Genomic DNA, 26,469 nt, shown 5'->3' with positions numbered 1-26,469 from the left:
CAGCGAGGCGGTTACCCGGGACTGGTGAGAAAGGTGGCGGAAGGTGATGGATTGGGGGATGTGCGGGAGGTTGGGCCGGCCGGCGTGCGGGCTTCGATTGTTGGGCTCAGGCCCGGACGGAGGCCAGGTCGCGGTGGGCCGTGTCGTACGGGGCGTCCCGCGCCTGGTCGTAGCGGTGGAGCAGCAGCCGGGCCATCGCCGGGTGGGCGCCCAGTGGGGCGGCGGCGATCCAGGGCGCGGCGGCGGCGCTGCGGGTCGCGAAGTGGCCGGGGGCGGTGAAGTACGAGGCGACAGCGGTCCGGTGGTGACCCCGGGCGGCAAGGGCGCGGACGGCTTCGCGGACGGTCGGCGAGGCGGCGGACGCGTAGGCGGGGACGACCGGCACACCGCCGAGCCGCTCGCTGAGCAGCGCGGCGGTACGCCGGGTGTCCGCGGCGGATTCCGGGTCGAGCGATCCGGCGGCGGCGAGGACGACCGCGGCGCCGCCTCGTCTCGTACGGGCGGCGGAACCCGTACCGGATCCTGTACCTGTGCCCGTGCCTGTACCCGTGCCTCCACCGGCAGCGGCGGCCGCACCGGCACCCGCACCCGCACCCGCCGGAGCGTCGGCGGAACCGCGGCTTTCGCTTGTGGCGTCCATTCGCCAGCCCGCTTCGGCCAATCGCGCGTAGAGCACCTCTACCAACAGGGGGTGCGGGCCGAGCGGCGCGGCGATCCGGGTGTGGAGCCGGGGCGCGGACGCCAGGGCGGCCGGCAGATCCCGCTTGATGTGGGTGCCACGGCTCAGAAGCAGCGGTACGAGGACGGCGCGGCCGGTGCCCAGGCCGACGAGGGTGTCGGAGAGCAGGGGCTCATCGATGCCGAGATGTCCGAGGCGTACATCCACACCGGGGCGCAGTTCGCGGACCCGGTCGAGGAGCGTGGCGATGGTCGCCCGGGTGCGCGGATCGCGGCTGCCGTGAGCGACGACGACAAGGCTGGGACCTGCGGATCCATGGTTGTCGAAGTCGTTCGCGGGCCGGTCGTGGATGGTCATGGGGCGATCCTGCCGGGCCCCGGTTGCCGGGCCGTTGCGCGGCCGTGACGGAGGTTTTCCACAGCCTCACAGGCTTCGGACGAGCGTTGTCAGACCCGTCACCTACTGTGATGAGCGTTCGGAACCGGAAGGTCGGGGAGGGGTCCTGCCATGGGCTGGATCGAGACGTCGGGCGGGTATGCCGTCGCGCTGGACGGCACGCGGGTGCTGTGTCGCAATGCCGCGGGCCGCACATTGAAACAGGTGCCGTCGAAGCTCAAGGACGACGCCGAGGTGGTACGGCTGCGGCAGTTGGCCGAGTGGCTGGAGCGGCACGAGCGGGAGTGCCGCGAGCAGGTGGACACCTGGCTGGTGCGTTCGCTGCCGGTGCCGGTGGCACTGCTGGCGCGGGTGTGGCCGGACGCCGCGTGGCAGTCGGCGCTGCGGGATCTGGTGGTGGCGCCGGTGGCCGGGGACGGCTCGGCGGACTCGGCGCGGGCGGGTTTTCTGCGGGACGCGGATCCGGTGCGCGGGCTGGGGATCGTCGATCTGGACGGGGACTCGGTGCGGCTGGACCCGGCCGCCGTGGAGACGGTGCTGATACCCCATCCGGTGCTGCTCGAAGACCTGGGGGAACTGCGGGAGTTCGCGGCCGAGCTGGGTGTGGAGCAGGGCGCCGAGCAGTTGTTCCGCGAGGTGTGGCGGCGGCCGGCGCCGGCCGCGGACGCGCCCGGGAGCGCGGCGGCGCAGGACTGGCGTGCGTACGCCAATGGGAAGTTCGCGCAGCTCCGGCATGCCACGACCCGGGCGGTCTCACTCGGTTACCGGGTGCGCGGCGGCTATGCGGTCTGCCCGCTGGTGGAGGAGGGCCGGCAGGTCGAGGCGGCGTACTGGGTGGGGGACGACTATCCGGACGGGGAGACGCTGACCGGTTCGCTGGAGTGGCGTGACGGGGCGGGGCGGCGACTGCCGCTCGCCGAAGTGGGGCCGGTCGCCTGGTCGGAGGGCGAGCGGATGGCCGCGCTGGTGTACGCGGGCCGTGTGGTCGAGAACGACGAGGAGGGGGCGCGGTGAACGGTCGACTGGTGGGCGGCACGCTGCCGGACACGGAAGTGCGGGACGGGGAGACCCGGGCGGCGAAGGCCCGGGAGCGGGATCTGCTGGAGACGGGCGCGGTGCTGCCGCTCGGTGGCGCCGAGAGCGCTGCGGCTGCCGGCGCTGCGGGTCGCGGGAGTGCTGGAGGTTCCGGGGACACCGCGGGGGCCGGGGGCGATGTGCTGACGGCGCGCGCGTACGCCCATCCCGCCCTGGACGAGCGGACGGTGGTCCGGCTGGTGCCCGGCGCTATCGGGGCGGCGGAGGATCTCGCCCTGGAGTATCTGGGGTTCGGCGCGGCGGAGGCGGTCGAGGTCGGCCGGGTCAAGCGGCAGTCGCTGGGCTTCCCCGCCTGGGCCCTGGTGCACGACCCGGAGAACGGGCATCACGCGCTCGCCGTGGTCAAGGAGATGGAGCGGCTCGCCCGGCTCGTCCCCACCAAGCCGGGTCTGGCGAAGGAGGGGTTCGACGAGATCGGCGAGCGCCTCGACCGTTCCGTACCGCATTTTCTGCCCACCTTCTACGAACAGGTGGCGCGGCTCTTCCTGGCGGTCGAGTCCCGTCAGCAGGCGTCCGTGTTCTTCGGCAAGGCACGGGCTGCCGAGCAGCGGCACGCGCTCGCGGTGGACGAGGACCGGCTGCGCGAGGTCTTCCTGGAGTTCGCCGGGGCCGGAGCGCTGACCGGCAAGTCCCTGCGCGAGCACGCCAAGGGGCTGACCGAGCGGCTGTCGGCCGAGGAGGCGTACGAACAGTTCAAGGCGGTCTCGCTGGAGCGGTGCGCGGCCGGGCTCGCCCCGTACGCGGGCATGCTGGAGGATCTGCGGCGCCTCGCGAAGAGCGCGGGCCTGGACGCGGCGGCCGAGGAACAGGCGCTGCTCGCGGAGATCATCCACACCGGGCCGATGAACCGCGCGGCGGCGAGCTTCTGGAAGTCGGCGCTGCCCGCGCTGAGCGCCATCGCGGCGGACGACCCGGCGGTGCGGGAGCGGCTGCTGGCCCTGCTTCCGGCCGCGGGCGGCGACCATCCGGAGCAGTTCGACGCCTCCTGGCTGGCCCTGCTTGACCGGTGCGGGGCGGTGGAGCTGCTGGTGGACGGGACGGTTCCGGCGGCCGAGTGGCTGTCGTCCTGGGCCAGGCACCGGCAGCGCGGCTGGGGTTCCTCCAAGCGGCTCGCCGCCGAACTGGCCCTGGTGGAGCGGCTGGTGGACCGGCTGGTGGGCGACGGCACCCCCGTACGGCTGCTCGGCGGCCACGGCTGGCGCGTCACGGCCGATCTGGATCTGCTGGACGCCTGTCTGGCCTGGGGAGTGCCGGTCGCCGATCCGCCCGAGGCGAGCCGGGGCCTGGATCTGGACGACTGGCTCGGCGACGAGCAGGAGGGGCGCAGGGATCTGGCCGCGCTGGCCGCCGACCCCCGGTTCACCCCGCTGGTCCGTATGGGCGTGGAGAGGCTCGCCGAGGGCGGCGACGCCGCCGAACGGCTCAGCCAGGTTCTCGAACACCCCGCTCTGCGCAGTGCGCTGGTGGGCTGGCTGGAGGAGCGTGCCGAGGATCTGTCGGGGCCCCTCGGACTGCCCGGCATGGACAGGCTGCTGGAGCGGCTGGCCCGGTTCTCCGCGCCGTCCGTACTGGCCACGGCGCCCGACGCGGTGGCCAGGATCACGGCGGTCTCACCCGCCCCCGCCCTGGCGAGGACGCTGCGGGCGGGTCTGCTCGACGAGCTGGGCTGGCCCGCGCTGGAGGAGGCGCTGCCGGGACTCGGCAAGGTCAACCGGGCGGCGTCGGGGCAGCGTTACCACCACAACGAGAAGTGGTACCGGGTACGGGACGCCTGGCCGTCCCTGCTCGTCCGGATCGACACCCAGGTCGCGGCGGTCGGGCCCACCGCCGTGACCGACCAGCGGACCCTGCCCCTGCCGGTGAAGCCGACCCAGACCTGGGACACGACCACGGTCCGGTACGCGGGCGGCCAGTGGCTGATCGCCAGCGGTCTGGGGGACGAGCGGCGTGCTCTGTGGTCGGGCCGTCCCGGCGAAGTGTTCAAGCCCGCGGGCGAGCTGCGCGACCACTGGACCGACGCCCAGACGCCGTCGCTCGAACTGCCGGACGGCGGCCGGTGCTACGGCGGCCGGCCGATGTACGCCGGGGACACCTCGTTCGCCGGGGAGCGCCGCCAGGTCGCCTCCGACGGCATCTCCGTCTGGGTGCTGCACGAGAACCAGTGGTGGGAGTACGACCCGGAGTCGGCCCGCAGGGGCCGGATTTCGGTGCCCGCCTTCTTCGACTCGGCGCTGGAATCGGTTCCGGCCGGCAGCGAAGTACGGCTGCTGGAGCGGGCCTGCCGGCTCCTTCCCGTACAACCGGGCCTGGAATCCTCGCCGTTCGGTACCAAGGACGGACTGCTCGGCTGGTGGGTGACATATGACCCCGAGGAGCGGACGCTCACGGCCTGTTCGGTGGACGGAAGCCGCAGTCCGGCCGTGCCGGTGCCGCCGGGCGCGCGGATGGAGCATTTCAGCTCCGGTCTCCCCGTACCGCCGCTGCGGCTGCCCGGCGGGGCCGCGCTGCACCTGCGGGAGTCGCGCGGATTCGCGGCCTCGCTCGCCCTGCACGACGCGGAGGGCCTTCACCTGGCGCAGGTTGAGGAAGGCAGCCACGGTGGCGTGTACGCGGAGGGCACTCCGCTGGTGGCGCCGCTGGCCTACTGGCACGCGCTGCGGCCGCGTGACGAGCGGGGTTCCGCCGCGCTGCGCGCGGTGACCGAGGAGGACGCCCGGAAGCTGCTGGCCGCCGTTGCCGGGGGGAAGACGGCGAAGGCGGCCGTGCGCGAGCTGCTGCCGGAGATCACTCATACACGTCTGGTGGCGGGGGTCGCCGGAGTACTGGCCGAGGCGGCTCGCCACGCCCGGCGGATCGGCACCCTCGCCGAACGGGCCGCAGAGGCCCAGCAGGGCTCGAACCCCGCGGAACCGAAGGTCCAGCATGCCTTCGACGGCGTCCTGGGCAGGGCGTTCCATGGCTTCAACCGTCAGACGCACCGGTATTACTACTACCACCAGCCGTCGAAGCAGAGCGCGCTGGTCCTCGAACAGATGCGGGTGCTGAGCCGCGTGCTGGCGGCGGACGCCGTTCCGGGACCCGTCGCTCTCCGGGAGGCGAGCGGGAATTGGATGAACGTGTGCGGGGCCGGCATGGCGGCGCTCGCGCTGCGCGCCGCCTCCCCCGTCACCTCCGACCAGCACCGGACCGCGCTCCTGGAGTTCCTCGACTCGGCGCTGGCGGTGCGGACGCCCGACGGTGGGAGTGACGGCAACGGCGACGCGCTCCTGATCGACCCGCGCGGACGGCTGCGCCTACTGGAGCTGCGGATTCCCGGCTCCGCCGAGGCCGAGCTCACCGGCGGGACGCGGCACGCGGGGGCCCGGCGGCTGCTGATCCTCGACCAAGCGGGGGTGGAGGACGACGACGCGGACTGGGAGTGCGTCGAGTACGACCCGGCCGGGGTGTTCGGCGGCTGGGACGGGACCCTGATCACCGAGTCCGAGGTGCTGGGCACGGGGGACGACCCGGTGCGGGCACCGGCGGTACGGCGGCTGGTGGAGCTGGTACGGGAGCGCGGGCCGCTGCCGTACCGGCCGGAGCGGGCGGTGGACTTCGCGGAGCGGGTCGGGATCACCCCGGCGGCCGGGGCACTGTTCCATCTCGGCTCCCCCGGGCTGGACCACTCCCCGGACCGGGATGCGCTGGTCGCCGAGTATCTGGAGCCGCTGGGCGCCAAGAGCGCGGAGACACAGGTGGCGGCCGGCACGCTGACCGCGCTGAGCGTCCAGGAGCGGCGGGCGTTCACCGCCCTGCTGCTGCCCGGCGAGCCGGAGCGGGTGGCGGATCTGTGGACCACGGGCTTCGCGATGGAGCCGCTGGTGGGCGCCTGGACGGCGGCGCGCGGCAAGCGCCGGCCCACCCCGCCCTGGCTGATCCGGCAGATGGTGGCCGAGCAGGGCTCAGGCGCCGCCGTGAACGACGCGCTCAACCCCGAGTGGCAACCGCAGCTCACGGGCCGTACCGAACAGCGCATGGCCGACGGCGTGCTGGAGACGGCGGATCCGCGCCTGGCGCCGACCGGGTCCTCGCTCAACTCGGTGGTCGGCTCGCTGCGCTGGCTTGCGTACCGGCTGCCGTACGGCGACCCGCTGCGCGCGGTCCTGCCGATGACGGTGCGGATGCTGCGGGAGCGGCTGGCCGATCCCGGGCTGCTGCTCGACCTGGGGGTCGACCGGGACTCCGCGTACGACGCCGTGTCACCGCGGCTCCGTGAGACATACGGGCTGACGCCCAAGCGCGGGGGCGGCGAGAAGGAGATCGTCGAGCTGTCGCCGGTGCTGGTGCTGACGCCGACCCGGTACGGGCGGGACTGGGACTCGGTCTGGGTACGGCCCTCGGCCCTGCTGCCGACGGGCGGCTCGGACGAGGCCGGCGAGTGGGGTCCGGACCATCCGGATCTGAAGCTGCTGGTGGCGACGGCGGGCCCGGGTCCGGCGCTGGAGGCGCTGCGGGCGCTGCTGAGCGAGGAGTTCATGGAGTTGGTGTCGGCGGACGGCCCGCCGGGAGCACCGCAGAATCCGCTCCACAGCGTCCCGGAGCTGGTGGCCGAGTCGGCGAAGCGGTTCGGGCTGTCGGAGGATGCGGCGGCGCTCTATCTGATGCTGCTCGCGCTGCCCGACCCGACCGACCGTCACCAGGCCGCGTGGACGGGGTGGAAGCCGGCCCGGCTGAAGAAGGCCCGGGCCGAACTGGCCGCCACCGACCTGGTGGTGGAGGCCAAGCGGGCACGGGCCGGGCGGACGCTCTTCCTGCCCGGCGGCTGGCTGGAGCAGCAGACACCGAGGCTGCCGTCGGAGAGCTGGAAGACGGAGCTGGTGCCCTGGGGCCGGCCGGGCTTCGTGGTGCCGGACCGGCCGGTGCCCGGGCTGTACCGGGCCGCGTGGCAGCGGGTCGTGGCGGGCGACGCACCGGGGTTCGAGGAGTTCCGGGGCCGCGGCGGCCGAGGAGGCAGGCGATGACGACGGAGACAGGAACGGGGACAGCGGACATGGCAGCGGATCAGAGTTCATCGACGGAAGCGACAGAAGCGACAGAGACCGGCGCGGGGGCGGCGGTGCGGCCCGGACGGCAGCTTGAGCTGCCGGAGGACCGGTACGCGACGGAGCTGGCGTTTCTGGAGTCGTACGACCGCGGCCCCCGCCCGCCGAGCTGGCGGCTCACACCGCGTGCCGTGGTGCTCTTCGTCTGTGGCACCGACGGCGGGCCGCTGCGCGCGCCGGACGGTGAGGAGCTGGTGATATCGCGGAAGTTCGTGGGCGACCGCGCCTTGGTGGAGCGGTGTGTGGTGACGCTGGCGGGCGAGCGCGGGCTGTTGCTCGTCGGTGAGCCGGGCACCGCCAAGTCGATGCTCTCGGAGCTGCTGTCGGCGGCGGTGTGCGGTACGAGCACGCTCACCGTGCAGGGCACCGCGGGCACCACGGAGGACCAGCTCCGGTACGGCTGGAACTACGCGATGCTCCTCGCCAAGGGGCCCAGCCGGGAGGCCCTGGTGCCCTCCCCGGTGCTCACGGCCATGACCCGCGGGGCGGTCGCCCGGATCGAGGAGATCACCCGCTGTCTGCCCGAGGTGCAGGACTCTCTTGTCTCGCTCCTCTCCGAGCGCCGGATGTCCGTACCCGAACTGGCGGGCGCCGAAGGCCCGGAGGGCGGTGACGGCACGATGCACGCCTCTCCCGGCTTCACCCTGATCGCGACCGCCAACCTCAGAGACAAGGGCGTCTCCGAGATGTCCGCCGCCCTGAAGCGGCGGTTCAACTTCGAGACGGTCGGCCCGATCGACGACATCGACGCGGAGACCGCCCTGGTGCGCGGCCAGGCGACGGCGGCTCTGGCGCGCGGTGGAGCCGTGTTCTCGGTCGACGACACGGTGCTCCAGGCACTGGTCACGGCGTTCCGGGATCTGCGGACCGGCCGGAGCGCGGAGGGCTGGGAGATCGAGCGCCCCTCGACGGTGATGTCGACGGCGGAGGCGGTCCATGTGGCCACCTCGATGGCGCTGGGCGCGGCGTATCTCAGCGACGGGCGGGATGTCGTCCGTACGCTGCCCGGCCATCTGCTCGGCACGGTGCGCAAGGACGATCCGGCGGACCACGCACGGCTGTTGGGCTACTGGGACGGTCCGGTGCGCCGCCGGGCGGAGGCGGGTGCCCCGCTCTGGCGGACGCTGTGGGAGCTGCGCCATGAGCTGGGATGAGCGGGGCGCCGTGGCGGCCTTGGACGCGCCGGGCATCGTATCCGCGCAGGACGCTCCGGACGCGGTTGTCGTCCCGGATGCCGGAGCCCTCGCGGGCATGCCGGGCGAAGGGGCGGTCGAGGAGGCGCTGGCCGGGCTCGCGGGGTGCCGGGAGCCGTATCTGATCGGGGTACGGCATCACTCGCCGGCGCTGGCCGCGGCCGTACCGGCGATGCTGGCGGAGGCGGCGCCGGAGGTGCTGTTCATCGAGCTGCCGGAGGAGTTCGCTCCCTGGCTGCCGTATCTCGCCGACCCGGAGACGGTGCCGCCGGTCGCTCTGGCGGGCAGCCGGGGGGACGCGTCGGGCGGTCTGGTGTTCCTGCCGTTCGCCGAGTTCTCGCCGGAGCTGGCGGCGATCCGCTGGGCGCGGGACGCGGGGGTGGAGGTCGTACCGTTCGATCTGCCGCTGGCGGCCCGGGAGGACGCGTCCGCGCCACCGGGGCCGGCGGCACGGGAACGGGAGGGCTCGACGGGCGGGGCGCTCGGCGCCGCGCTGCGGGCGCGGGCCGGCGGGCGGCCCGGGGACGATCTGTGGGACCGCCTGGTCGAGGCGGCCGCCCCCGGCTCGGGTCCGGAGGCCCTGCGCCGTGCCGCGCTGCTGGTCGGCTGGGCGCTGCGGACCGACACGGGCGCGGTCGACCCGTACGACCTGCGCCGCGAGGCGAACATGCGCCGTGCGCTGGCCGCGTACGGGGGCCGCCGCGCGGCGGCGCTGATCGGCGCGTTCCACGCGCCCGCGCTGCTGCCGGGCGCGACGGCGGACGAAGCCGCGGACGGGTTGGCCGCGACCGAACCGCACCCGGTGGGCCGGAACGGTCGCAGGTCCAGGGCGGATGCGGCCGGTGAGGCGATGGTCACCTCGCTGGTGCCCTATTCGTACGCGCTGCTGGACGAGCGGTCGGGATATCCGGCCGGGATCAAGGACCCCGAGTGGCAGCGGGGGGTGCATCGCGCCGCGGGCGATCCGGTGCTGCTGGACGAGCTGCTGACGGCGACCGCGGTACGGATCTGCGCGGCGGTACGGGACGAGGGGCATCCGAGCGGCCCGGCCGATGCCCGGGAGGTCGTACGGGTCGCCAGGGATCTGGCCGCGCTGCGCGGGCTGCCGGCGGCCGGGCGCGGGGAGCTGGCGGAGGCGGCGCAGACCGTGCTCACCCAGGGGCAGTTGTTCGGGCGGGGCCGGGTCGTGGCCGCCGCGATGGAGAAGGTCCTGGTCGGAGCGCGGCAGGGCCGGCTCGCGCCCGGCACGCCGCGCTCGGGGCTCGGACCGGCCGTCGAGGCCCTGCTCGGCGCCCTGTCGCTGCCCACTCCGGCCGCTCCCGAGCGCCGGGAGCTGCGCCTCGACGCGCACCGCGCCGATCTGGACCGGCGCAGGGAGCTGTGTCTGCGCAGGCTGGCCGTGTGCCGAGTGCCGTACGGCGAGGAGACCGATGTGGCGGGCGTGGGCGACGCCGCTCCGCTGTCCACTCGGTGGGCCGTGGCCTGGTCTCCGTCGACGGCGGCGATGCTCGATGTGGCGGGCGTTCACGGGGTGACGCTCGATCAGGCGGCGGCCGGGGTGCTCCGCCGGCGGTGGGCGACGGAGCGCCGGGCCGGCGGGCCCACGGCCGCCGAGGTCCTCGCGGGACTGGAGGAGGCGGCGCGCTGCGGACTGCCCGCGCTCGCCGCCGAGCGGCTCGCCGAGGCCGCCGGGCTGCTGCCCGCCTCCGGCACCCTGCCCGAACTGCTGGCGGGCCTGGCCCTGTTGGACCGGATCGGCTCGGGGCATCTGCCGGGGCTGCCCCCGGAGTGGGAGCGGGCCGCGCTCGACGCGGCGTACGAGGAGCTGGCCGCGGCCGGGATCCGCGCGCTGGACGGGCTCGCCGGTTCCACGGACCCCGCGGACGCGCGGGCGCTGGTCTCGCTGGCGGACAGGGCGTCGTCGGCGCTCGGCGGGGGCCTGCGGCTGGCTGACGCGCTGGCCCGGCTCGACGCGGAGGGGACCGCCCTGATCCGGGGCGCGGCCGGGGCGGCGCGGGTGCTGCTGGGGCAGCGGGACACGGGGGAGTTCGGCACCCGGCTGGCGTCCCGTGTGGACGGCGCGACGACGCCCGAGTTCCGTGCCGACCTGGCCGGTTTCCTGAGCGGGGCACTGCTGGCGGCGGGCCCGCTGCTGGAGACGGGCCCCGCGCTCGACCCGCTGCTGGAGCGGATCGAGGCCCTTCCGGACCGTCCGTTCCTGGACCGGCTGCCCGCCCTGCGCGCGGGTTTCGACACCCTCTCGCCCGCCGCCCGGTCCCGTCTGCTCGCCATGGTCGAGGACCGCACCGGCCTCGCCGCCGGCGCGCTCCCGGCCTCCCTGTCGGACCCGGCGGCCCTGGCCCTCCTCGCCTCGGCGAATCTGGCGGGCCGGGAGGCCCTGGCGGCACGGGGCCTGGCACGGTCGCCCGACACCTCGCACATGCCACAGGCCGGGGCCGCGGACAGCGCTCATGACAGGGCCATGAGGCCGGTCACAGCCACCGCTCCGGCCGGCCGTGCGCAGACCGGAGCCGGACAGACGGCCGCGCCCGTCGCCCAGGACCGCGCCGTACCCGAGGGTCTTGCCCCCGGCGAGCGGTGGCGGTTGCTGCTCGGGCGAGGGCGGGGGCTGAGCGGGCGGGCGGCCCGGCTGGCCGGGGCGCTGGACGAGCTGTACGGATACGGGCACGGCGAGGGATCGCAGGGCGAGGAGCGGGACACCGGCGGGTCCAGGGGCGGGGACGGGCCGTCGTATCCCGATGTCCGGGCCTGGTCGGAGGAGCTGACCGCGCTGTTCGGGCCCGGCGTGCGCGAGGAGGTGCTCGCCGCTGCCGCCGACACGGGCCGGATCGACGCCGCCCTGGAGCTGGACCCGGCCTCGGCGCGGCCGTCCGTGGAGCTGCTGCGTACGGTCCTCTCGTACGCCGGCGGTCTTCCCGAGCATCAGCTCGCCCGGCTGCGGCCCCTGGTGGCCCGGCTGGTGGCCGAGCTGACCGAGGCGCTGGCCAACCGGATGCGCCCCGCGCTCACCGGGCTCTCCCATCCGCGTCCCACCCGCCGCCCCGGCGGCCCGCTGGATCTCGCCCGTACGCTGCGCGCGAATCTGGCGACTGCCCGCCGCGATCCGGACAACGGCTCGGTGACGGTCCTGCCCGAGCGGCCCGTGTTCCGTACGCGTGCCCGCAAGGCGGCCGACTGGCGGCTGGTCCTGGTCGTCGATGTGTCGGGGTCGATGGAGGCCTCGACGATCTGGGCCGCGCTCACCGCCTCCGTACTGGCCGGAGTGCCCGCGGTGAGCACCCACTTCGTGGCGTTCTCCACCGAGGTGCTCGACCTCACGGACCAGGTGGACGATCCGCTGGGGCTGCTGCTCGAGGTCCGGGTCGGCGGCGGTACGAACATCGCGCGCGGGCTGCGCCACGCCCGGGGCCTGGTGACCGTACCGTCCCGCACGCTGGTCGTGCTGATCAGTGACTTCGAGGAGGGTGGTCCGGTCTCCCCGCTGCTCTCGGAGGTGCGGGCGCTGGTCGACGCCGGGTGTCATGTACTGGGCTGCGCCTCGCTGGACGACGAGGGACGGCCGCGCTATTCGGCCGGTGTGGCGGGCCAGTTGGTGGGGGCGGGGATGCCGGTCGCGGCGTTGAGCCCCCTGGAGCTGGCCCGCTGGGTCGGCGAACGCGTGGGAGGTGCGCACCGATGACCGATGCCACGGCGGTACTGCCGCCGGTGACCGCCGAGGTGGCCGCCGCCGCGCTCGATCTGCTGCCCGCGCGGCTGCGCAAGCGGGTGGACGGAGCGGTGGCCAAGGCCGCCGGCTGGCCGGTGGAGACGTATCCGGACGGTGTGCTGGTACGGGTCGCGGACGACACGGCGGTGACGCTCAAGGTCACCGCCGGGATCGTGGCCAGCGCGGACGACGCGGTGTGCAGTTGTCTGCTGGCTCCGGCCTGTCTGCACCGCGCGGCCGTTCTCTCCAGTGCTCCCCTCGCACTGGAAGAAGCGCCCGAAGGGGCAGCGGAGGCGGAGGAAACAGCGGACGAGCCGAAGGACCGGGCCACTGCTCCCCAGGACGCTGATCCTGGCGCCGTCGCGCCTGACGCTCCCGGCGAGCCCGTCCTCACGCCCGCCCAGTCCACCGCGCTCGACGCCCTGCGGGCCGCTGTGACGGCGATTCTTGTCGCGGGTGTTGCCGGTTCCGGGGCCGTGCATCGCGCGGAGCTGCTCCATGCCGCGCACTCGGCGCGGCTGGCCGGGCTGTACCGCCCTGCCGCGACCGCCGTCCGGATCGCGGCGCAGTTGGCCGAGGCGCGTTCCGACGGCCCGGCGTTCCGGTTGCCGGCGCTCTCCGCGGAGCTGGCGGAGCTGCTGGATCTGGTGCGCCGGCCGGCAGAGGCGCTCTCCCCCGCGCGCAGGAGCTACCGGCCGGAGGGACCGCTCCGGTTGTACGGGCTGTTCACCGAGCCGGTGGTGACCACCTCCGGGTACGCGGGTGCCACGGTGTACGCCGTCGTGCCGGACGGCACGCTCCGTACGGTCTCGGATGTCGCGCCCGGCGGACCGGAGCGGGCGCTTCAGGCGTCGGGTACGCCGGTGCCGGGCGGGTGTGCGCTTCCGCTGCGGGAGTTGGGGGACGGTGGCGGGGTGATCCTCACGGCGCCGACGGTCTCACCGGACGGCCGGATCGGTGGCGGCGCGCAGGTCCGTTCCGTACGGGCCACGGGGGCGGGGTGGTACGAGGCACCGCTCGCCGCGCTCTGGGAGCGGGCGCCCGCCGCGCAACTGGCGGCGGCGCTGCGCTGGTTCGCCGAGCCCGCCGATGCCCGGGCAGCGGGCGGCGATCTGCTGTTCCTGGACGGGGTGTGCACCGGCGCGGGCTTCGCCGTGTCGGGCGGCCCCACGCTGCGGCTGTCGGCGCCGGACGAGCGGCCTGAACTCCCGTACGCCGAGAATCTCCGGCTGCTCGCGGGACGGCCCGGGCAGGCGCTGCGGCTGATCGCCCGGCTCGTGCCGGACCGGCCCGACCGGGTGCGGGTGCTCGCGGCGTCCTGGACGGGTCATGACGGGGAGCCGGTCCGGGCGGATCTGGGGCTGCGGCGGCTCAACCGGTCGCACTTCCCGGCCGTACCCGCCCCGGATCAGGGACCGGCCGCGCCTCCGGGCCTGCCAGTGGCCGCCGCGCCGCCCGCGCTCCCGGTCGAACTGGAGCTGCTGCGCGGGACGGTGGACCGCGCGGTGGCGGGCGGCCGGGCGGTGACCGCCGTCTCGGCGGACGGTGAACTGCCGCGCAGGCTGCGGGCGGTGGGCCTCGCCACGGGCGCGGAGCGGGTGCGGGCCCTGGCGGAGGCGGCGGCGGACCGGCGCCACGATGTCCTCGGGCGGCTGCTGCCCGCCGATCCCGAGGGGTTCGCCCTGGCCTGGCTGGCGGCGGCGGTGTACGCGTCGGCGGCGGCCGAGTCGCTGCTGCTGGCCGCCTGGACACCGGACATATCCGCGAACTGATCGGCGCCGCCGATCGTTGCGGAGAAAGGGGAGAGAAAAGCGAGATCCGATCAGGGGGACCGACCATGCCACTGCCGAAGCTGTCACACCCGCGGGTGCCGGGGCCGCGTGCGCCTCGCCTGCGTGTGCTGAGGCTGCGCATGTCGGCGCGGCTGCTGCGGCTGACGGACCTGCCGGCCGGGCCATGGCGGCCGAGGTGGCCCAGCACCCGGCGCGGGCGGCGGCGTGCCGTGCAGGCGGTGATGCTCGGCTGTGTGCTGGGGCTGATGCCGGTGACCTGGATGCACGCGGTCGCGGACAGCCGGGTGCGTACGGTCGCCGATGTCCCGGCCGGGGATGTCGCTGTGGTCTTCGGTGCCGGGCTGCGGTCCGGCCGGCCGAGCCCGTATCTCGCGCACCGCCTCGACGCGGCGGCGGAGTTGTACCGCACGGGCAAGGTGAAGGTCGTGCTGGTCACCGGGGACAACAGCCGCAAGGAGTACGACGAGCCGGACGCGATGCGGACCTATCTCGTCGGGCAGGGCGTGCCGGACGACCGAATAGTCAGCGATTACGCCGGATTTGACACCTGGGACTCGTGCGTACGGGCCAGAAAGATATTCGGGGTCGAGCGCGCGGTGCTGGTGACGCAGGGCTTCCATGTGCGGCGGGCGGTGGCGCTCTGCCGGTCGGCGGGGGTCGAGTCGTACGGGGTCGGGGTCAGTGAGCGGCGTGACGTGACGTGGTACTACGGCGGGATACGGGAGATGTTCGCGGCGGGCAAGGCGGCGGCCGAGGCGGTCCTGCGGCCGGATCCCACTTTCCTCGGGCCGGCCGAGACGGGAGTGACGGAGGCACTCACCACGGTCCGCGCCCGCTGACCACCTGGCCGCCGGGCCACTGGGCCACCTGGCCACCCAATCACCGGCGAGCACGGCGCGGTGGGCGTCCTCACTGCGGCGACAGCGCGGGGCTGAGGTGGGCGTACCGGCCGTGTAACCGGGTGCGGGCATTCGCGTAACACCCTCGCCGCACTCTGGGCCCATGCCCGACGCCAGCGCCGTCCCAGGTCCCGTGCCGGTTTCCCTGCTGTCTCCTGTAACTGCTGTATCCGCTGTATCTGCAACCGTCCCGACCCACTGCCCGTACTGCGCGCTCCAGTGCGGAATGAATCTGCGGCCCACCACCGGAGTGGCGGGCCCCGATGGAGCGGAGGTGATGAACGGCGGACTGGAGGTGGTGGAGCGCCCGGACTTTCCCGTGAACCGGGGAGCACTCTGCGGAAAGGGCCGTACCGCGACCGCGGTGCTCTCCTCCCGGGTCCGGCTGACCGAGCCGCTGATCAGGCGTCCCGCCACCGGCAGACTCGAACCGGCCGGGTGGGACGAGGCGCTGCGGGCCGTCGCCAACGGGCTGGCCCGTACGAGGGCAGCCCATGGGGCGGACTCGGTCGGGGTGTTCGGGGGCGGCGGGCTCACCAATGAGAAGGCCTACGCGCTCGGGAAGTTCGCACGGGTCGTGCTCGGCACGTCGCAGATCGACTACAACGGCCGCTTCTGTATGTCGTCGGCCGCCGCCGCGCATCAGAGGGCTTTCGGTCTCGACCGTGGGCTGCCGTTTCCGCTGGTGGACATCCCGCGCACGGGCTGCGTGATCCTCGTCGGGTCGAATCTCGCGGAGACCATGCCGCCCGCACTGCGGTATCTGACGGAGCTGCGGGAGCGCGGGGGCAGGCTGATCGTGGTGGATCCGCGCCGTACGAAGACCGCCGAGCAGGCGGATCTCCATCTCGCGCCACGGCCCGGCACGGATCTGGCGCTCGCGCTGGGGCTGCTGCATCTGGTGGTGGCGCAGGGGCGTACGGACGAGGAGTTCATCCGGGAGCGTACGACCGGCTGGGAGGAGGCGAGGGCCGGGGCGATGGCGCACTGGCCGGAGCTGGTGGAGCGGATCACCGGCGTCGGGGTGCCCGAACTGCGGGACGCCGTGGCGCTGTTCTGCGACGCGCCGTCGGGGATGGTCCTCACCGCGCGCGGACCCGAGCAGCAGGCCAAGGGCACGGACACCGTGGGCGCGTGGATCAACCTCTGTCTCGCGACGGGGCGGGCGGGCCGGCCGCTGTCCGGTTTCGGCTCGCTCACGGGCCAGGGCAATGGCCAGGGCGGACGCGAACACGGTCAGAAGGCCGACCAGTTGCCGGGGTATCGGAAGTTGGACGATCCGGCGGCGCGGGCGCATGTGGCGCGGGTGTGGGGCGTCGCCCCCGAGACACTCCCTGGCCCGGGACGCAGCGCGTACGAACTGCTCGACGCGCTCGGTACGGAGGTGAGGTCACTGCTGCTGTTGGGTTCGAACCCGGTGGTCTCCGCGCCCCGCGCGGCCCATGTCGAGGGGCGGCTGCGCTCGCTGGACTTCCTGGCCGTCGCGGATGTGGTGCTCTCGGAGACGGCGGCGCTCGCGGATGTTGTGCTGCCGGTGGCCCAGTGGGCGGAGGAGACGGGCACGACGACCAGTCTGGAGGGCAGGGTGCTGCTGCGGCGCCGGGCGGTGGCACCCCCGGCGGGGGTACGGAGCGATCTGGAGGTGCTGCGGGGGCTGGCCGGTCTGCTGGGTCATGAGAAGGGTTTCCCGGCGGACCCGGAGGAGGTGTTCGAGGAGCTGCGCCACGCGTCGGCGGGCGGTCCTGCGGACTACTCGGGCATCACCTACCGCCGGATAGCGGAGGAGGACGGGGTGTTCTGGCCATGCCCGTCGCCGGAGGGCCCAGGCCCCGGTCCGGGCCCGGGGACAGGTCCTGCCGCCGGCGTCACGGACCCGGGCGCAGGAACCGGTCCAGGCGCAGCCCCAGGCACCGGCACCGGCGCCGACGCCGGTCCGCACCCCGGTACGCCCCGGCTCTTTCTCGAACGGTTCGCGACCGAGGACGGGCGAGCACGGTTCATACCGGTGGTGCACCGGCCGCCGGCGGAGGAGACCGACGAGGCGTATCCGGTGGTACTGACGACCGGACGCGTGGTGGCGCAGTATCAGTCCGGGGCGCAGACCAGGCGGGTGGACGAGTTGAACGCCGCCGCGCCTGGGCCGTTCGTGGAGCTGCATCCCCGGCTCGCGGCGCGGCTGGGGGCGGTGGAGGGCGATCTGCTCGCCGTGACCTCACGGCGCGGCCGGGCGGTGGCGCCCGCGCGGATCACGGAGGGGATCCGGCCGGACACGGTGTTCATGCCGTTCCACTGGCCGGGCGAGGGACGGGCGAACACGCTCACCAACCCCGCCCTCGACCCGGCCTCGCGCATGCCGGAGTTCAAAGTGTGCGCGGTCCGGGTGGAGCGGGCGGAGCAGGTGGACCGGCCGGGCGGCCCGGGTGGTCCCGGCGACCGGAAGCGTACGGAGTGACGTGGGCGAGCCAGTCACCGCTCACGATCAGCCGCCCTCGCGCCCGCAGTTCACGGGCGACCCGGGCCGCCGCGAAATACACCCAGGCCCGGACCGGGGTGCCGTCGGCCGCCCGAACCTCCCGGGCCACGCGTTCATACAGATTCCGCGGGTGACCGGGGGCGAGGTAGTCCTCCAGTTCGTCGAGCACGGTGAGGAGTTCGGCGTACGCGCCGGGCCTGGCGGTGATCAGGTCACCGAGGACCGTTCCTGGGGCCTCGACGGCGTACGGGTAGCCGGGGCCGTCGTACAGCACGGCTCCCTCCAGACGGGCCGGTACCTCGCGGGAGGTACGACCGCGCAGACACAGGTCGTGGTTGGGCTCGCCCGGCCGGAGCGTGCCGTACACGAAGAAGGGCAGCTCCCCCTCGCCCACTGCCTCCGGCGCCGTCCCCGGCCCAGGCCCCAGCTCCCGACTCGGCTCCGCCCCCTGCCCGCTACCCGTACCCTGCCCTCTCCCCGGCCCCGGGCTCTCGCTGCCCGCTCTCATCGTGCGACGGTCTCCTCGGTGACCCAGGTCAGATAGTCCGCGCTGCCGCGCACCACCGGTGTGGCGATGATCTCCGGGGTGTCGTAGTCATGGACGACCTTGAGATGCGCCTCCAGGGCCTCGTAGCGGGAACCGGTGGTCTTGAAGAGGATCTGCCACTCCTCGGCGGTCTCGACCACGCCCTCCCAGCGGTAGACGGAGATGACCGGCCCGGAGATCTGCGCGCACGCGGCGAGGCGGGCCCCGATCACTCCCCGGGCGATCTCCTGGGCCTTGGTGGCGCTGTCGATCATGGTCAGCACGGTCAGATACTCGGCAGGGATCACGGGCGGGCTCCTTCAAGGCGCGATGCGGGTGGTGGTGCGGGCGGCGGTACGAGCGTTGGCGGGACGGGCGGTACGGGCGGATCGCGCGGCGGGGCGGTATGTCCCTGCCGCGCGGTAGTACAGCACCGTACGCACCCCGGCCGCACCACCGCCCGGCCGCCACCGGCCGTCAGCCGCCCGCCTACCGCACCAGCCAGCCCATCGAAGCCCGATCCGATCCGGTCCGCCCCGCGCTACCCCGTCCCGCCCAGTCCCGCCCCGCCCTGCCCGTCCCGTTCGCGGTCCCGGCAGCCGCCTCAAGAACCGTACGGCCGGACCGACTTGGCGTCCCGCAGCGCCAGCCCCCACCAGCCGAGCTGGTCGAGCATCGACTTGGCCGCCGCGTCGGCCTGGGCAGGGTCCTTGTGCCGCCCCTGGTCGTCGAAGTGCGTGCCCGCCATGTGGAAGGAGACGGTGTCCCGGACCGTGACGGCGTGCAGTTCGGCGAAGACCTGGCGCAACTGCTCGACCGCGCGCAGCCCGCCCGAGATCCCGCCGTACGAGACGAAGCCGACGGGCTTGGCCTGCCATTCGGTGTAGTGCCAGTCGATCAGCGCTTTGAGGGAGGCGGGAAAGGAGTGGTTGTACTCGGGGGTGACCACCACAAAGGCATCGGCGGCGGCCAGTCGCTCGGTGACCTTGGCGAGTTCGGCCCTGACGGCGGGGCCGGGGCGGGAGGAGAGGGCGGTCGGCAGATCCGTATCGGCCAGATCGACCAGTTCGGTGATAAAGTCCGGGCGCTCGGCGGCCCGGCCGACGAACCAGCGGGAGACGACAGGTCCGAAGCGGCCCTGGCGGTTGCTGCCCAGGATGACGGCCAGCCTCAGTGGTTCGCGGCTCGATGAAGTCCCGGGGCCCGATGAAGTTCCGGGGTCCGGGGAAGTCGTGGCTTCCGGTGCCATGACGTTCGTGTTCGTGTTCGTCGTGACGTTGGTGGTGGTGTCCGTGGTGTCCATATGGAGAGGGTCGAACATCAACCAAAGTTGAGGTCAAGTCGGGCACTCGGCACAGCGTCGTACGGTGATGAACATGACGACAACCGCATCGGCCCCCACACCCGACCCCGCATCTGACCTGGCACCCGGCACCAGTCCGAGCACCGCGCCGAGCACCAGCCCCGGGCTGCTGATCGAGGTCGACGGTCGCCCCGCCACCGAGGCCGACCTGCGCCTTCGCGCGCTCGACACCTACGGGCACTTCACCGCCCTACAGATCAGAGACGGCCGGACGCGCGGCATGGACCTCCATCTCGCCCGCCTCGACGCGGCGACCCGCGAACTGTTCGGCGCCGGTCTGGACGGCGAGCGGGTACGGGCCGCGCTCCGGCACGCGCTCGACGGAGTACGGGACGCCTCGGCCCGGGTGTATGTCCACTGGCGGGACGAAGCAAACGGCGTGCCCGGGCCGGGCGGACCGACCGGTGCGGGTGACCCGAGCCTGATGGTGACGGTACGGCCACCGGCGGTCCTGGACCGTCGGCCGAGGAGCATGATGTCCGTTCCGTACCAGCGCCCGGTCCCGCACATCAAGCATCTCGGCGGCTTCGCCCAGATCCACTACGGCCGGGTCGCACGGGTCGCCGGTTTCACCGACGCGCTGCTCACCGGTCCCGGCGGGGTGGTGTCGGAAGGGGCGATCGCGAATATCGGCTTCTGGGACGGCGCTTCCGTGGTCTGGCCGGACGCCCCCGCCCTGACCGGCGTCACCATGGCCCTGCTGGAACCGCGCCTCCCGGCCGCCGGGATCTCCTCGGTCCGGCGCGCGGTCACACTGGCGGACCTGCCGCTGTTCCGGACGGCCTTTGTCACCAACTCGCAGGGAATCGCACCGGTGGGCCGGATCGACGAAACGGTCTTCCCGGGGGACGCGGAGCTGCTGAAGACGGTGACAGAGGTGTACGAGGGCGTGGAGTGGGACGACATCTGACCACCGATGCCCGCATCTGTCCGTCACCCGTTCGGCACGCGGCGCACAATCAGCCCCGGTCACCCGCCGTCAACAGCCGTGACCTGCGACAACGCCGGGCCGCCCGCGCGATGCTCTGAACCGGGCCGACGCTTCTGATCGCCCATCAGCAGGCGTACGCACCGTGGGGCCCGTTATCTCTGAGAGGACGAAGAACCGCGCTCCCCCGAGATCTCCCTCACCCCTCGGGACGCCTTTCCGGAGGATTGGATTCATGAGCTTCTACCGCGGTGCCCGCCGGCGCTGCAAGGACACCTGCGACTACGACTACGACAGCAAATACGGCTACAACTACCAGCAGGGTTACGGCTATTACTGCAGCAGGCACCGGGGCAGCTCGGGCTGGACCATAGCCGTGGCCCTCTGCATCGGCGTCTGGCTGATGGGAAACGGCTCCAAACCGGTCAAGCCGGTCACCACGCCCGTGCCGTCCGCCTCGAAGGCCTTCGGCGACACCGGCTCCGGCCACGGCGACACCGACACCCGTTCAAGCCACCGCGGAACCGGCCCGGGCTCGGGCCCCGGTCCCGGCTCCAGTACCGGCCACCGCGACTCCGACTCCGCTCACTTCGTCGCGCCCGCCACCGCCCCGCTCTCGTCCGCCGCCCCCGTCGCCCTCCGCATACCCGACATCCAGGTCGACGCCCCGCTCCTCGGGGTGGGCCTGGGACGCGACGGCAGCCTGGACGTACCGCCGCCCGGCATCCGCAATGTCGCGGGCTGGTACAAGGACGGCCCCTCCCCCGGTGCGAAGGGCACCGCGGTCATCGCCGGCCATGTCGACAGCGCGCGCGGCCCCGCCGTCTTCCACAAGCTGAGCACCCTCCGAAGGGGCCACCGGATAGAAGTGGCGCGTGCGGACGGGCGTACCGCCGTCTTCTCGGTCGACGCCCTGGAGGCGTACGGGAGCACCGACTTCCCCAAGCGCAGGGCGTACGGATCCGCCGATCGCCCGGAGCTACGGGTGATCACCTGCGGCGGCGGCTCCTCGAAGACGACCGGCTACCGGAGCAACATCGTGGCGACCGCGCATCTCACCCATGTGAAATAGCCACCCCCTCACCCGCCGCTCCCTCGCCGACTGCCCCCTCACCCGCTGTCCCCTCACCCGCTCCACTGGTCGAACGCCAGCTTCGCGACCAGCGAGAACACCACCACCAGCAGAACCCCCCGCACAAACTCGCTCCCCTTCTTCAGCGCCATCCGCGCCCCGGCCATCCCGCCCGCCAGATTGAACACCGCCAACAGCGCGGCGAGTTTCCACATCACCGTGCCCTGGTAGGCGAACATCGCCAGCGCCCCGCCGTTGGTGCAGACGTTCACGATCTTCGCCGTGGCGGAGGCCGTGACCAGATCGAGGTGGAGTACGGCGGTGAGGGCCAGCACCAGAAACGTTCCGGTGCCGGGTCCGAACAGCCCGTCGTAGAAACCGATCCCGCCGCCGACCAGCACGATCGCCAGGACGGTACGCGCCCGGGTGACCGGGCCGCCGGGGTGTACCCGGCCGAAGGACGGCCGCAGCAGAACGAAGCCCGCCACCCCCAGCAGCACCACCATGATCACCGGCCGCAGCACCTCACTGCTGATCCCGGCCGCGAAGAAGGCTCCGGCCATCGAGCCGGCAAGGGCCGCGAGTCCGATCCGTACCGCCGTCCCCGCGTCGACCGGAGCCTTCCGCAGATAGGTCACCGCCGCGCCCGAGGTACCGACGATCGCGACCGCCTTGTTGGTGCCCAGGATCTGCGCGGCGGGGAGGTGCGGGAGGCCGAGCAGCATGGCCGGCAGGAGCAGCAGCCCGCCACCGCCCACGACAGCGTCGATCCAGCCGGCCGCGCCGGCGGCGACACAGAGCAGAACGAGCATGGTCAGCGATATGTCAGGCACGATCGCGACTCTATAGACCGCCGCAGTCCGCGCCGCCCCCGCCTTCGCCCGCCTCCGCCTTCACTCGCCCCCGCCACCTGGTCCGCCCACCCCTCGCAGGCCCGGGATCTCAGGGCCACGGAAGCCTCACAGCCCCGCGAACGCCGCGCTGAGGGCAGCGTTCCGTGCGGGAAACGGCGGGGATGCGAACGGGTAACAGCCTCCCCGCAGGCTTCCTGCCATGACCCCGACCCCGGACATCGTGGTGATCGGCGCCGGACTCGCGGGCACTCGGCTCGCGGCCCGCGCCCGGCAGCTCGGCGCGGATGTGACCGTGCTCGGCGAGGAGCGGCACGCCCCGTACAACCGGGTGCTGCTCGCCGAGGTCCTCGCCGGACGGTACGGACCCGAAGTGATCGCCCTGCCGCACACGCCGGTACGGCGCGGGGCGCGGGTGGTCCGTATCGACCGGGCCGCGCGGACGGTCCACTGTGCCGACGGACAGATCACCCGGTACGGCACGCTGGTCCTGGCGACCGGTTCGCGCCCGGTGCTCCCGTCGCTGCCCGGACTGCCCGGCGGCGGAGAGCCGGGCCGACTGCCCGACGTCGTACGGCCGTTCCGTACGTTGGACGACTGTCTGGCGATTGCCTCGGCCGTACGTCCAGGAGCGCGCGTGGCCGTGATCGGCGGCGGGCTGCTCGGCGTGTCGGTGGCCTCGGCGCTGGCCGGGCGGGGCGCGGAGGTGGTGCTCCTCCACCGGGGCGAGCGCCTCATGGAGCGCCAGCTCGACCTCTCCGCGAGCGCGTTGGTACGGGAACACCTCGCGGAACAGGGGGTGGAGGTACGGACCGGCTGCCGGGTACGAGGAGTCCGCGTACCGCCGCCCGGAGCCCACGCCTCCAGCCGCACGACCCTGCGTCTGGCCCCGGAAACAGACCCCGAAGCAGCCCCCGAGACGACTACCGAAAAGGCCCCTGGACCGGCGGCCGGACCTTCCTCCGCATCGGACCACCAGCCCGACCACCAGCCGGACCACGAGCCGACCGGCGGACGGACCCTCGACGTCGATCTGACCGGCGGGCCGTCCCTCGACGTCGATCTGACCGTCCTGGCCTGTGGCGTACGGCCCCGCGTCGGGCTGGCCCGGAGCGCCGGGCTGTTGGTCCACGACGGCATCGTGGTCGACGACGAGCTGCGGACCTCCGATCCATGGATCCGTGCCATCGGGGACTGTGCGGAGCACATGGGCCGGGTGTACGCGCTCGCCGGACCGGCCCTCGAACAGGCCGATGCCCTGGCCCGGTCCCTGACCACGGCATCACCGGCCTCGGCGCCGCCGGCCACAGCGTCACCGGCATCGGCATCGGCATCACCACCGCCATCGGCCGGGGCCCACTACACCGGCACCCGCGCCCTCACCCGCCTCACGCTGGCCCCGGCGCGAACGCCTTCCGTGACGGCCCACGCCCTCGGAACAGCCAACGCCCCGGGTACGGCCCCCGCCCCCGCCCCCCGTACAAGCACCGCCCTCGACCTCGCCGTCTTCGGTGAGACCACCCCCCGTCCCGGCGACGATGTCGTCCAGCTCACCGACACCACCCGGCGCGCCCACCGCAAAGTCGTCGTACGCGGCGACCGTCTCGTCGGCGGGGTGCTGCTCGGCGATCTCGGCGCCGTCGGGGCCCTCGCCCGTGCCTGGGAGGCCGACGAGGTCCTGCCGTCCGCCACCGCGCCGCTCCACCTGCTCACCCCCGATGGAGGCTCCTGAGATGGCCGCGCCCGCCCCCAGCCCCGCACACGCCCCCGGCCCCACGCCGACGCCCACCCCCACGCCAGGCACCGCCCCCAGGCCCCCGGCCGCCCCCACCCCCACCATCGTGGTCGTAGGCCACGGCATGGTCGCCCAGCGCTTCCTGGAGGCCCTGGCCGAGCGGGGCGTGACCGAACGGGCCCGGGTGGTGGTCCTCGGCGAGGAGCCCCGGCCCGCCTATGACCGGGTCCGACTGACCTCGTACTTCTCCGGTCGTACCCCCGACGAACTCAGCCTCGTCGAGCCGGACTTCATGGCGCGCCACGGTATCGAGCTGCTGCTCGGCGACCCGGCCGTGGCCGTCGACCGCGCCGCGCGCACGGTCACCTCGCGGACCGGACGTACCGTCGCGTACGACACGCTGGTCCTCGCCACCGGCTCGTACCCCTTCGTACCGCCCGTGCCCGGCAAGGACGCCACCGGCTGTTTCGTCTACCGCACCATCGAGGACCTGCTCGCCATCGAGGAGTACGCGCGGAGCGCCCGTACCGGGGCGGTCGTCGGCGGCGGGCTGCTCGGTCTTGAGGCGGCGGGCGCGCTCCAGGGGCTCGGACTCGACACGCACATCGTGGAGTTCGCGCCGCGGCTGATGCCCGTCCAGCTCGACGACGGCGGTGGCGCGGCCCTGCTGCGCACCATCGAGTCCATGGGGCTGGCCGTCCACACGGGCGTGGGCACCCAGGAAGTGCTGACGGACTCCGAAGGCGCGGTCAGCGGGATGGCGCTGTCGGACGGTTCGGTCGTCGCCACCGATCTGGTGGTCTTCTCGGCCGGTGTACGGCCCAGGGACCAGCTCGCCCGCGAGGCCGGTCTGCGGATCGGCGAGCGCGGCGGAATCGCGGTCGATGAGCAGTGCCGTACCTCCGATCCGGCGGTCTTCGCGATCGGCGAGTGTGCGCTGGCGGCGGACGGCCGGGTGTACGGGCTGGTCGCGCCCGGGTACGAGATGGCCTCGACGGTGGCCCGGGTGCTGGCCGGGGAGACCGGGGAGACAGGGCCCGCCTTTACCGGTGCCGATCAGTCGGCGAAGCTGAAGCTGCTCGGGGTGGATGTGGCGTCGTTCGGCGACGCCCGGGGCGCGGCGGCCGGTTCGCTCGATGTCGTATACGCGGATTCCCGCTCCGGGGTGTACAAGCGGCTGGTGATGGACCCGGACGGCACGCTGCTCGGCGGGATCCTGGTCGGCGACGCCGACGCGTACGGCACGCTCCGCCCGCTCACCGGCTCCGTACCGCCGGTGCCTCCCGAGCGGCTGGTGCTGCCCGCGGGCGCCGGGGCACCGGCGGCGCTCGGCCCGGAGGCGCTGCCGGACAGTGCGGTGATCTGTAGCTGCCACAACGTCACCAAAGGTGCGATCAGCGCCTGTTCGGATCTCGCCGAGGTCAAGCGGTGCACCAAGGCCGGGACGGGCTGCGGCAGTTGCGTCAAGGTCATCGGCCGGCTCCTCCCCCTCGGCCCCGGGCGCCAAGGGGCTGTGCGGCTGCTTCCCGTACACCCGGAGCGAGCTGTACGAAATCGTCCGCACCCTGCGTGTCACCTCGTACGCCGCACTGCTCGACTCGCACGGCGCGGAGGGGGCGCGCGGCGGGGACGGCTGTGAGATCTGCAAGCCGACGGTCGCCTCGGTCCTGGCGTCGCTCGCGCCCGAGCTGGGGGTGAGCGGCTATGTCCTGGACGGCGAACAGGCCGCACTCCAGGACACCAACGATCATTTCCTGGCGAATATCCAGCGCAATGGGTCGTACTCGGTCGTGCCCCGGATTCCCGGCGGGGAGATCACCCCGGAGAAGCTGATTGTGATCGGCGAGGTGGCCAGGGACTTCGGCCTCTACACCAAGATCACCGGCGGTCAGCGGATCGATCTCTTCGGCGCCCGCGTGGACCAGCTCCCGAGCATCTGGGCACGGCTGGTCGACGCCGGATTCGAGTCGGGACACGCGTACGGCAAGTCGCTGCGGACGGTCAAGTCCTGTGTGGGGCAGACCTGGTGCCGGTACGGCGTGCAGGACTCGGTACGGATGGCCATCGCGCTGGAGCTGCGCTACCGGGGCCTGCGCTCGCCGCACAAGCTCAAGTCGGCGGTGTCGGGGTGCGCGCGGGAGTGCGCGGAGGCGCGCGGCAAGGACTTCGGGGTGATCGCCACGGCGAACGGCTGGAACCTGTACGTCGGCGGGAACGGCGGCACCGATCCGCGCCACGCCGATCTGCTTGCGCAGGATCTGACGGACGACGGTCTGGTGCGGCTGATCGACCGGTTCCTGATGTTCTACATCCGTACGGCGGACCGGCTGGAGCGGACTTCGGCCTGGCTGGAGCGGATCGAGGGGGGCCTGGACCATGTGCGGGACGTGGTGGTCCATGACTCGCTGGGGCTGTGCGCGGAGCTGGAGCGGCTGATGGAGGCGCATGTGGCGGGCTACCGCGACGAATGGGCGGAGACCGTCAACGACCCGGACCGGCTGCGGCGGTTCGTCTCCTTCGTCAACGCGCCGGATGTGCCTGACCCGTCCGTGAAGTTCGTACCGGAGCGCGAGCAGGTCAAGCCGGATCTGACGGTCCTCACGCTGGAACCGGTGAGCGCGCGATGAGCCGGACCACGAACGGAACCGCCAACCTGCC

General features: G+C 73.5%; 15 protein-coding genes and 1 pseudogene. 11 read left to right on the top strand and 5 right to left on the bottom strand.

Annotation, left to right across the window (positions count from 1 at the left end; genetic code table 11):
- Positions 1-106: 106 nt before the first annotated feature.
- A complete protein-coding gene (locus tag KQY30_RS24715; RefSeq protein WP_217308702.1) occupies positions 107-1,036 on the bottom strand; it encodes a sirohydrochlorin chelatase in 930 nt (309 codons plus the stop codon).
- A gap of 150 nt (positions 1,037-1,186) precedes the next feature.
- Between KQY30_RS24715 and KQY30_RS24710 the strand changes: the two genes are divergently transcribed.
- From KQY30_RS24710 to KQY30_RS24680, 7 genes are all read left to right on the top strand, one after another.
- On the top strand, positions 1,187-2,089 hold the full coding sequence (locus KQY30_RS24710; protein ID WP_217308701.1) for a DUF4132 domain-containing protein: 903 nt from the start codon (positions 1,187-1,189) through the stop codon (positions 2,087-2,089).
- Positions 2,086-7,170: a hypothetical protein gene (locus KQY30_RS24705; protein ID WP_217308700.1), complete on the top strand. Its 5,085-nt coding sequence runs from the start codon at positions 2,086-2,088 to the stop codon at positions 7,168-7,170. The genes KQY30_RS24710 and KQY30_RS24705 overlap by 4 nt, the downstream gene beginning before the upstream one ends.
- Before the next feature lie 29 nt (positions 7,171-7,199).
- Entirely contained in the window at positions 7,200-8,405 is a 1,206-nt protein-coding gene (locus tag KQY30_RS24700) for an AAA family ATPase (RefSeq protein ID WP_217308699.1), read from the top strand.
- A 97-nt stretch (positions 8,406-8,502) separates the two neighbouring features.
- Positions 8,503-12,144 carry a DUF5682 family protein gene (locus KQY30_RS24695; protein WP_217311304.1) on the top strand — a complete coding sequence of 1,214 codons (3,642 nt, stop codon included), beginning with the start codon at positions 8,503-8,505 and terminating at the stop codon, positions 12,142-12,144.
- A complete protein-coding gene (locus tag KQY30_RS24690) occupies positions 12,141-13,943 on the top strand; it encodes a hypothetical protein (protein ID WP_217308698.1) in 1,803 nt (600 codons plus the stop codon). The genes KQY30_RS24695 and KQY30_RS24690 overlap by 4 nt, the downstream gene beginning before the upstream one ends.
- Positions 13,944-14,083: 140 nt before the next feature.
- Positions 14,084-14,803: a vancomycin high temperature exclusion protein gene (locus KQY30_RS24685; RefSeq protein ID WP_254407683.1), complete on the top strand. Its 720-nt coding sequence runs from the start codon at positions 14,084-14,086 to the stop codon at positions 14,801-14,803.
- A 208-nt stretch (positions 14,804-15,011) separates the two neighbouring features.
- On the top strand, positions 15,012-17,315 hold the full coding sequence (locus KQY30_RS24680) for a molybdopterin oxidoreductase family protein (RefSeq protein ID WP_302185370.1): 2,304 nt from the start codon (positions 15,012-15,014) through the stop codon (positions 17,313-17,315).
- Here the strand turns inward: KQY30_RS24680 and KQY30_RS24675 are convergent.
- From KQY30_RS24675 to KQY30_RS24665, 3 genes are all read right to left on the bottom strand, one after another.
- Positions 17,224-17,730, bottom strand: a complete 507-nt coding sequence (locus KQY30_RS24675) for a gamma-glutamylcyclotransferase family protein (protein ID WP_254407313.1) — start codon at positions 17,728-17,730, stop codon at positions 17,224-17,226. The two genes, KQY30_RS24680 and KQY30_RS24675, sit on opposite strands and share 92 nt — an antisense overlap.
- Positions 17,731-17,840: 110 nt before the next feature.
- Positions 17,841-18,137 carry a divalent-cation tolerance protein CutA gene (gene cutA / locus KQY30_RS24670; protein ID WP_217311303.1) on the bottom strand — a complete coding sequence of 99 codons (297 nt, stop codon included), beginning with the start codon at positions 18,135-18,137 and terminating at the stop codon, positions 17,841-17,843.
- 329 nt (positions 18,138-18,466) lie between these two features.
- The gene (locus tag KQY30_RS24665; protein WP_254407682.1) at positions 18,467-19,111 is read right to left on the bottom strand and encodes an NADPH-dependent FMN reductase; all 645 of its coding nucleotides are present in this window, start codon (positions 19,109-19,111) and stop codon (positions 18,467-18,469) included.
- Positions 19,112-19,238: 127 nt separating this feature from the next.
- Here KQY30_RS24665 and KQY30_RS24660 point away from each other — a divergent pair, with 127 nt between their 5' ends.
- Both KQY30_RS24660 and KQY30_RS24655 read left to right on the top strand, forming a co-directional pair.
- Entirely contained in the window at positions 19,239-20,135 is an 897-nt protein-coding gene (locus KQY30_RS24660) for an aminotransferase class IV (protein WP_217308694.1), read from the top strand.
- Positions 20,136-20,388: 253 nt separating this feature from the next.
- Positions 20,389-21,225 (top strand): class F sortase, encoded by an 837-nt coding sequence (locus KQY30_RS24655; RefSeq protein WP_254407312.1) that lies wholly within the window; start codon positions 20,389-20,391, stop codon positions 21,223-21,225.
- A 53-nt stretch (positions 21,226-21,278) separates the two neighbouring features.
- Here the strand turns inward: KQY30_RS24655 and KQY30_RS24650 are convergent, their stop codons facing one another.
- Entirely contained in the window at positions 21,279-22,058 is a 780-nt protein-coding gene (locus tag KQY30_RS24650) for a TSUP family transporter (protein ID WP_217308693.1), read from the bottom strand.
- A 220-nt stretch (positions 22,059-22,278) separates the two neighbouring features.
- Here KQY30_RS24650 and KQY30_RS24645 point away from each other — a divergent pair, with 220 nt between their 5' ends.
- Entirely contained in the window at positions 22,279-23,808 is a 1,530-nt protein-coding gene (locus KQY30_RS24645; protein ID WP_217308692.1) for an NAD(P)/FAD-dependent oxidoreductase, read from the top strand.
- 127 nt (positions 23,809-23,935) lie between these two features.
- A pseudogene (nirB, locus tag KQY30_RS24640) lies at positions 23,936-26,438 on the top strand (nitrite reductase large subunit NirB).
- Positions 26,439-26,469: the final 31 nt, after the last annotated feature.

The organism is Streptomyces sp. GMY02, from assembly GCF_019056675.1.
Taxonomy (GTDB): Bacteria; Actinomycetota; Actinomycetes; order Streptomycetales; family Streptomycetaceae; genus Streptomyces; species Streptomyces odonnellii.
The sequence above is the reverse complement of the archived record's forward strand: the minus strand, read 5'-3'. Positions and strand labels throughout refer to the sequence as shown.

Excerpts from the sequence above, each read along its gene's own strand:
- KQY30_RS24715 (WP_217308702.1), bottom strand. The coding sequence starts at position 1,036 with ATGACCATCCACGACCGGCCCGCGAACGACTTCGACAACCATGGATCC.
- KQY30_RS24710 (WP_217308701.1), top strand. The coding sequence starts at position 1,187 with ATGGGCTGGATCGAGACGTCGGGCGGGTATGCCGTCGCGCTGGACGGC.
- KQY30_RS24700 (WP_217308699.1), top strand. The coding sequence starts at position 7,200 with ATGGCAGCGGATCAGAGTTCATCGACGGAAGCGACAGAAGCGACAGAG.
- KQY30_RS24695 (WP_217311304.1), top strand. The coding sequence starts at position 8,503 with ATGCCGGGCGAAGGGGCGGTCGAGGAGGCGCTGGCCGGGCTCGCGGGG.
- KQY30_RS24690 (WP_217308698.1), top strand. The coding sequence starts at position 12,141 with ATGACCGATGCCACGGCGGTACTGCCGCCGGTGACCGCCGAGGTGGCC.
- KQY30_RS24685 (WP_254407683.1), top strand. The coding sequence starts at position 14,084 with ATGTCGGCGCGGCTGCTGCGGCTGACGGACCTGCCGGCCGGGCCATGG.
- cutA (WP_217311303.1), bottom strand. The coding sequence starts at position 18,137 with ATGATCGACAGCGCCACCAAGGCCCAGGAGATCGCCCGGGGAGTGATC.
- KQY30_RS24665 (WP_254407682.1), bottom strand. The coding sequence starts at position 19,111 with ATGGCACCGGAAGCCACGACTTCCCCGGACCCCGGAACTTCATCGGGC.
- KQY30_RS24660 (WP_217308694.1), top strand. The coding sequence starts at position 19,239 with ATGACGACAACCGCATCGGCCCCCACACCCGACCCCGCATCTGACCTG.
- KQY30_RS24655 (WP_254407312.1), top strand. The coding sequence starts at position 20,389 with ATGAGCTTCTACCGCGGTGCCCGCCGGCGCTGCAAGGACACCTGCGAC.
- KQY30_RS24645 (WP_217308692.1), top strand. The coding sequence starts at position 22,279 with ATGACCCCGACCCCGGACATCGTGGTGATCGGCGCCGGACTCGCGGGC.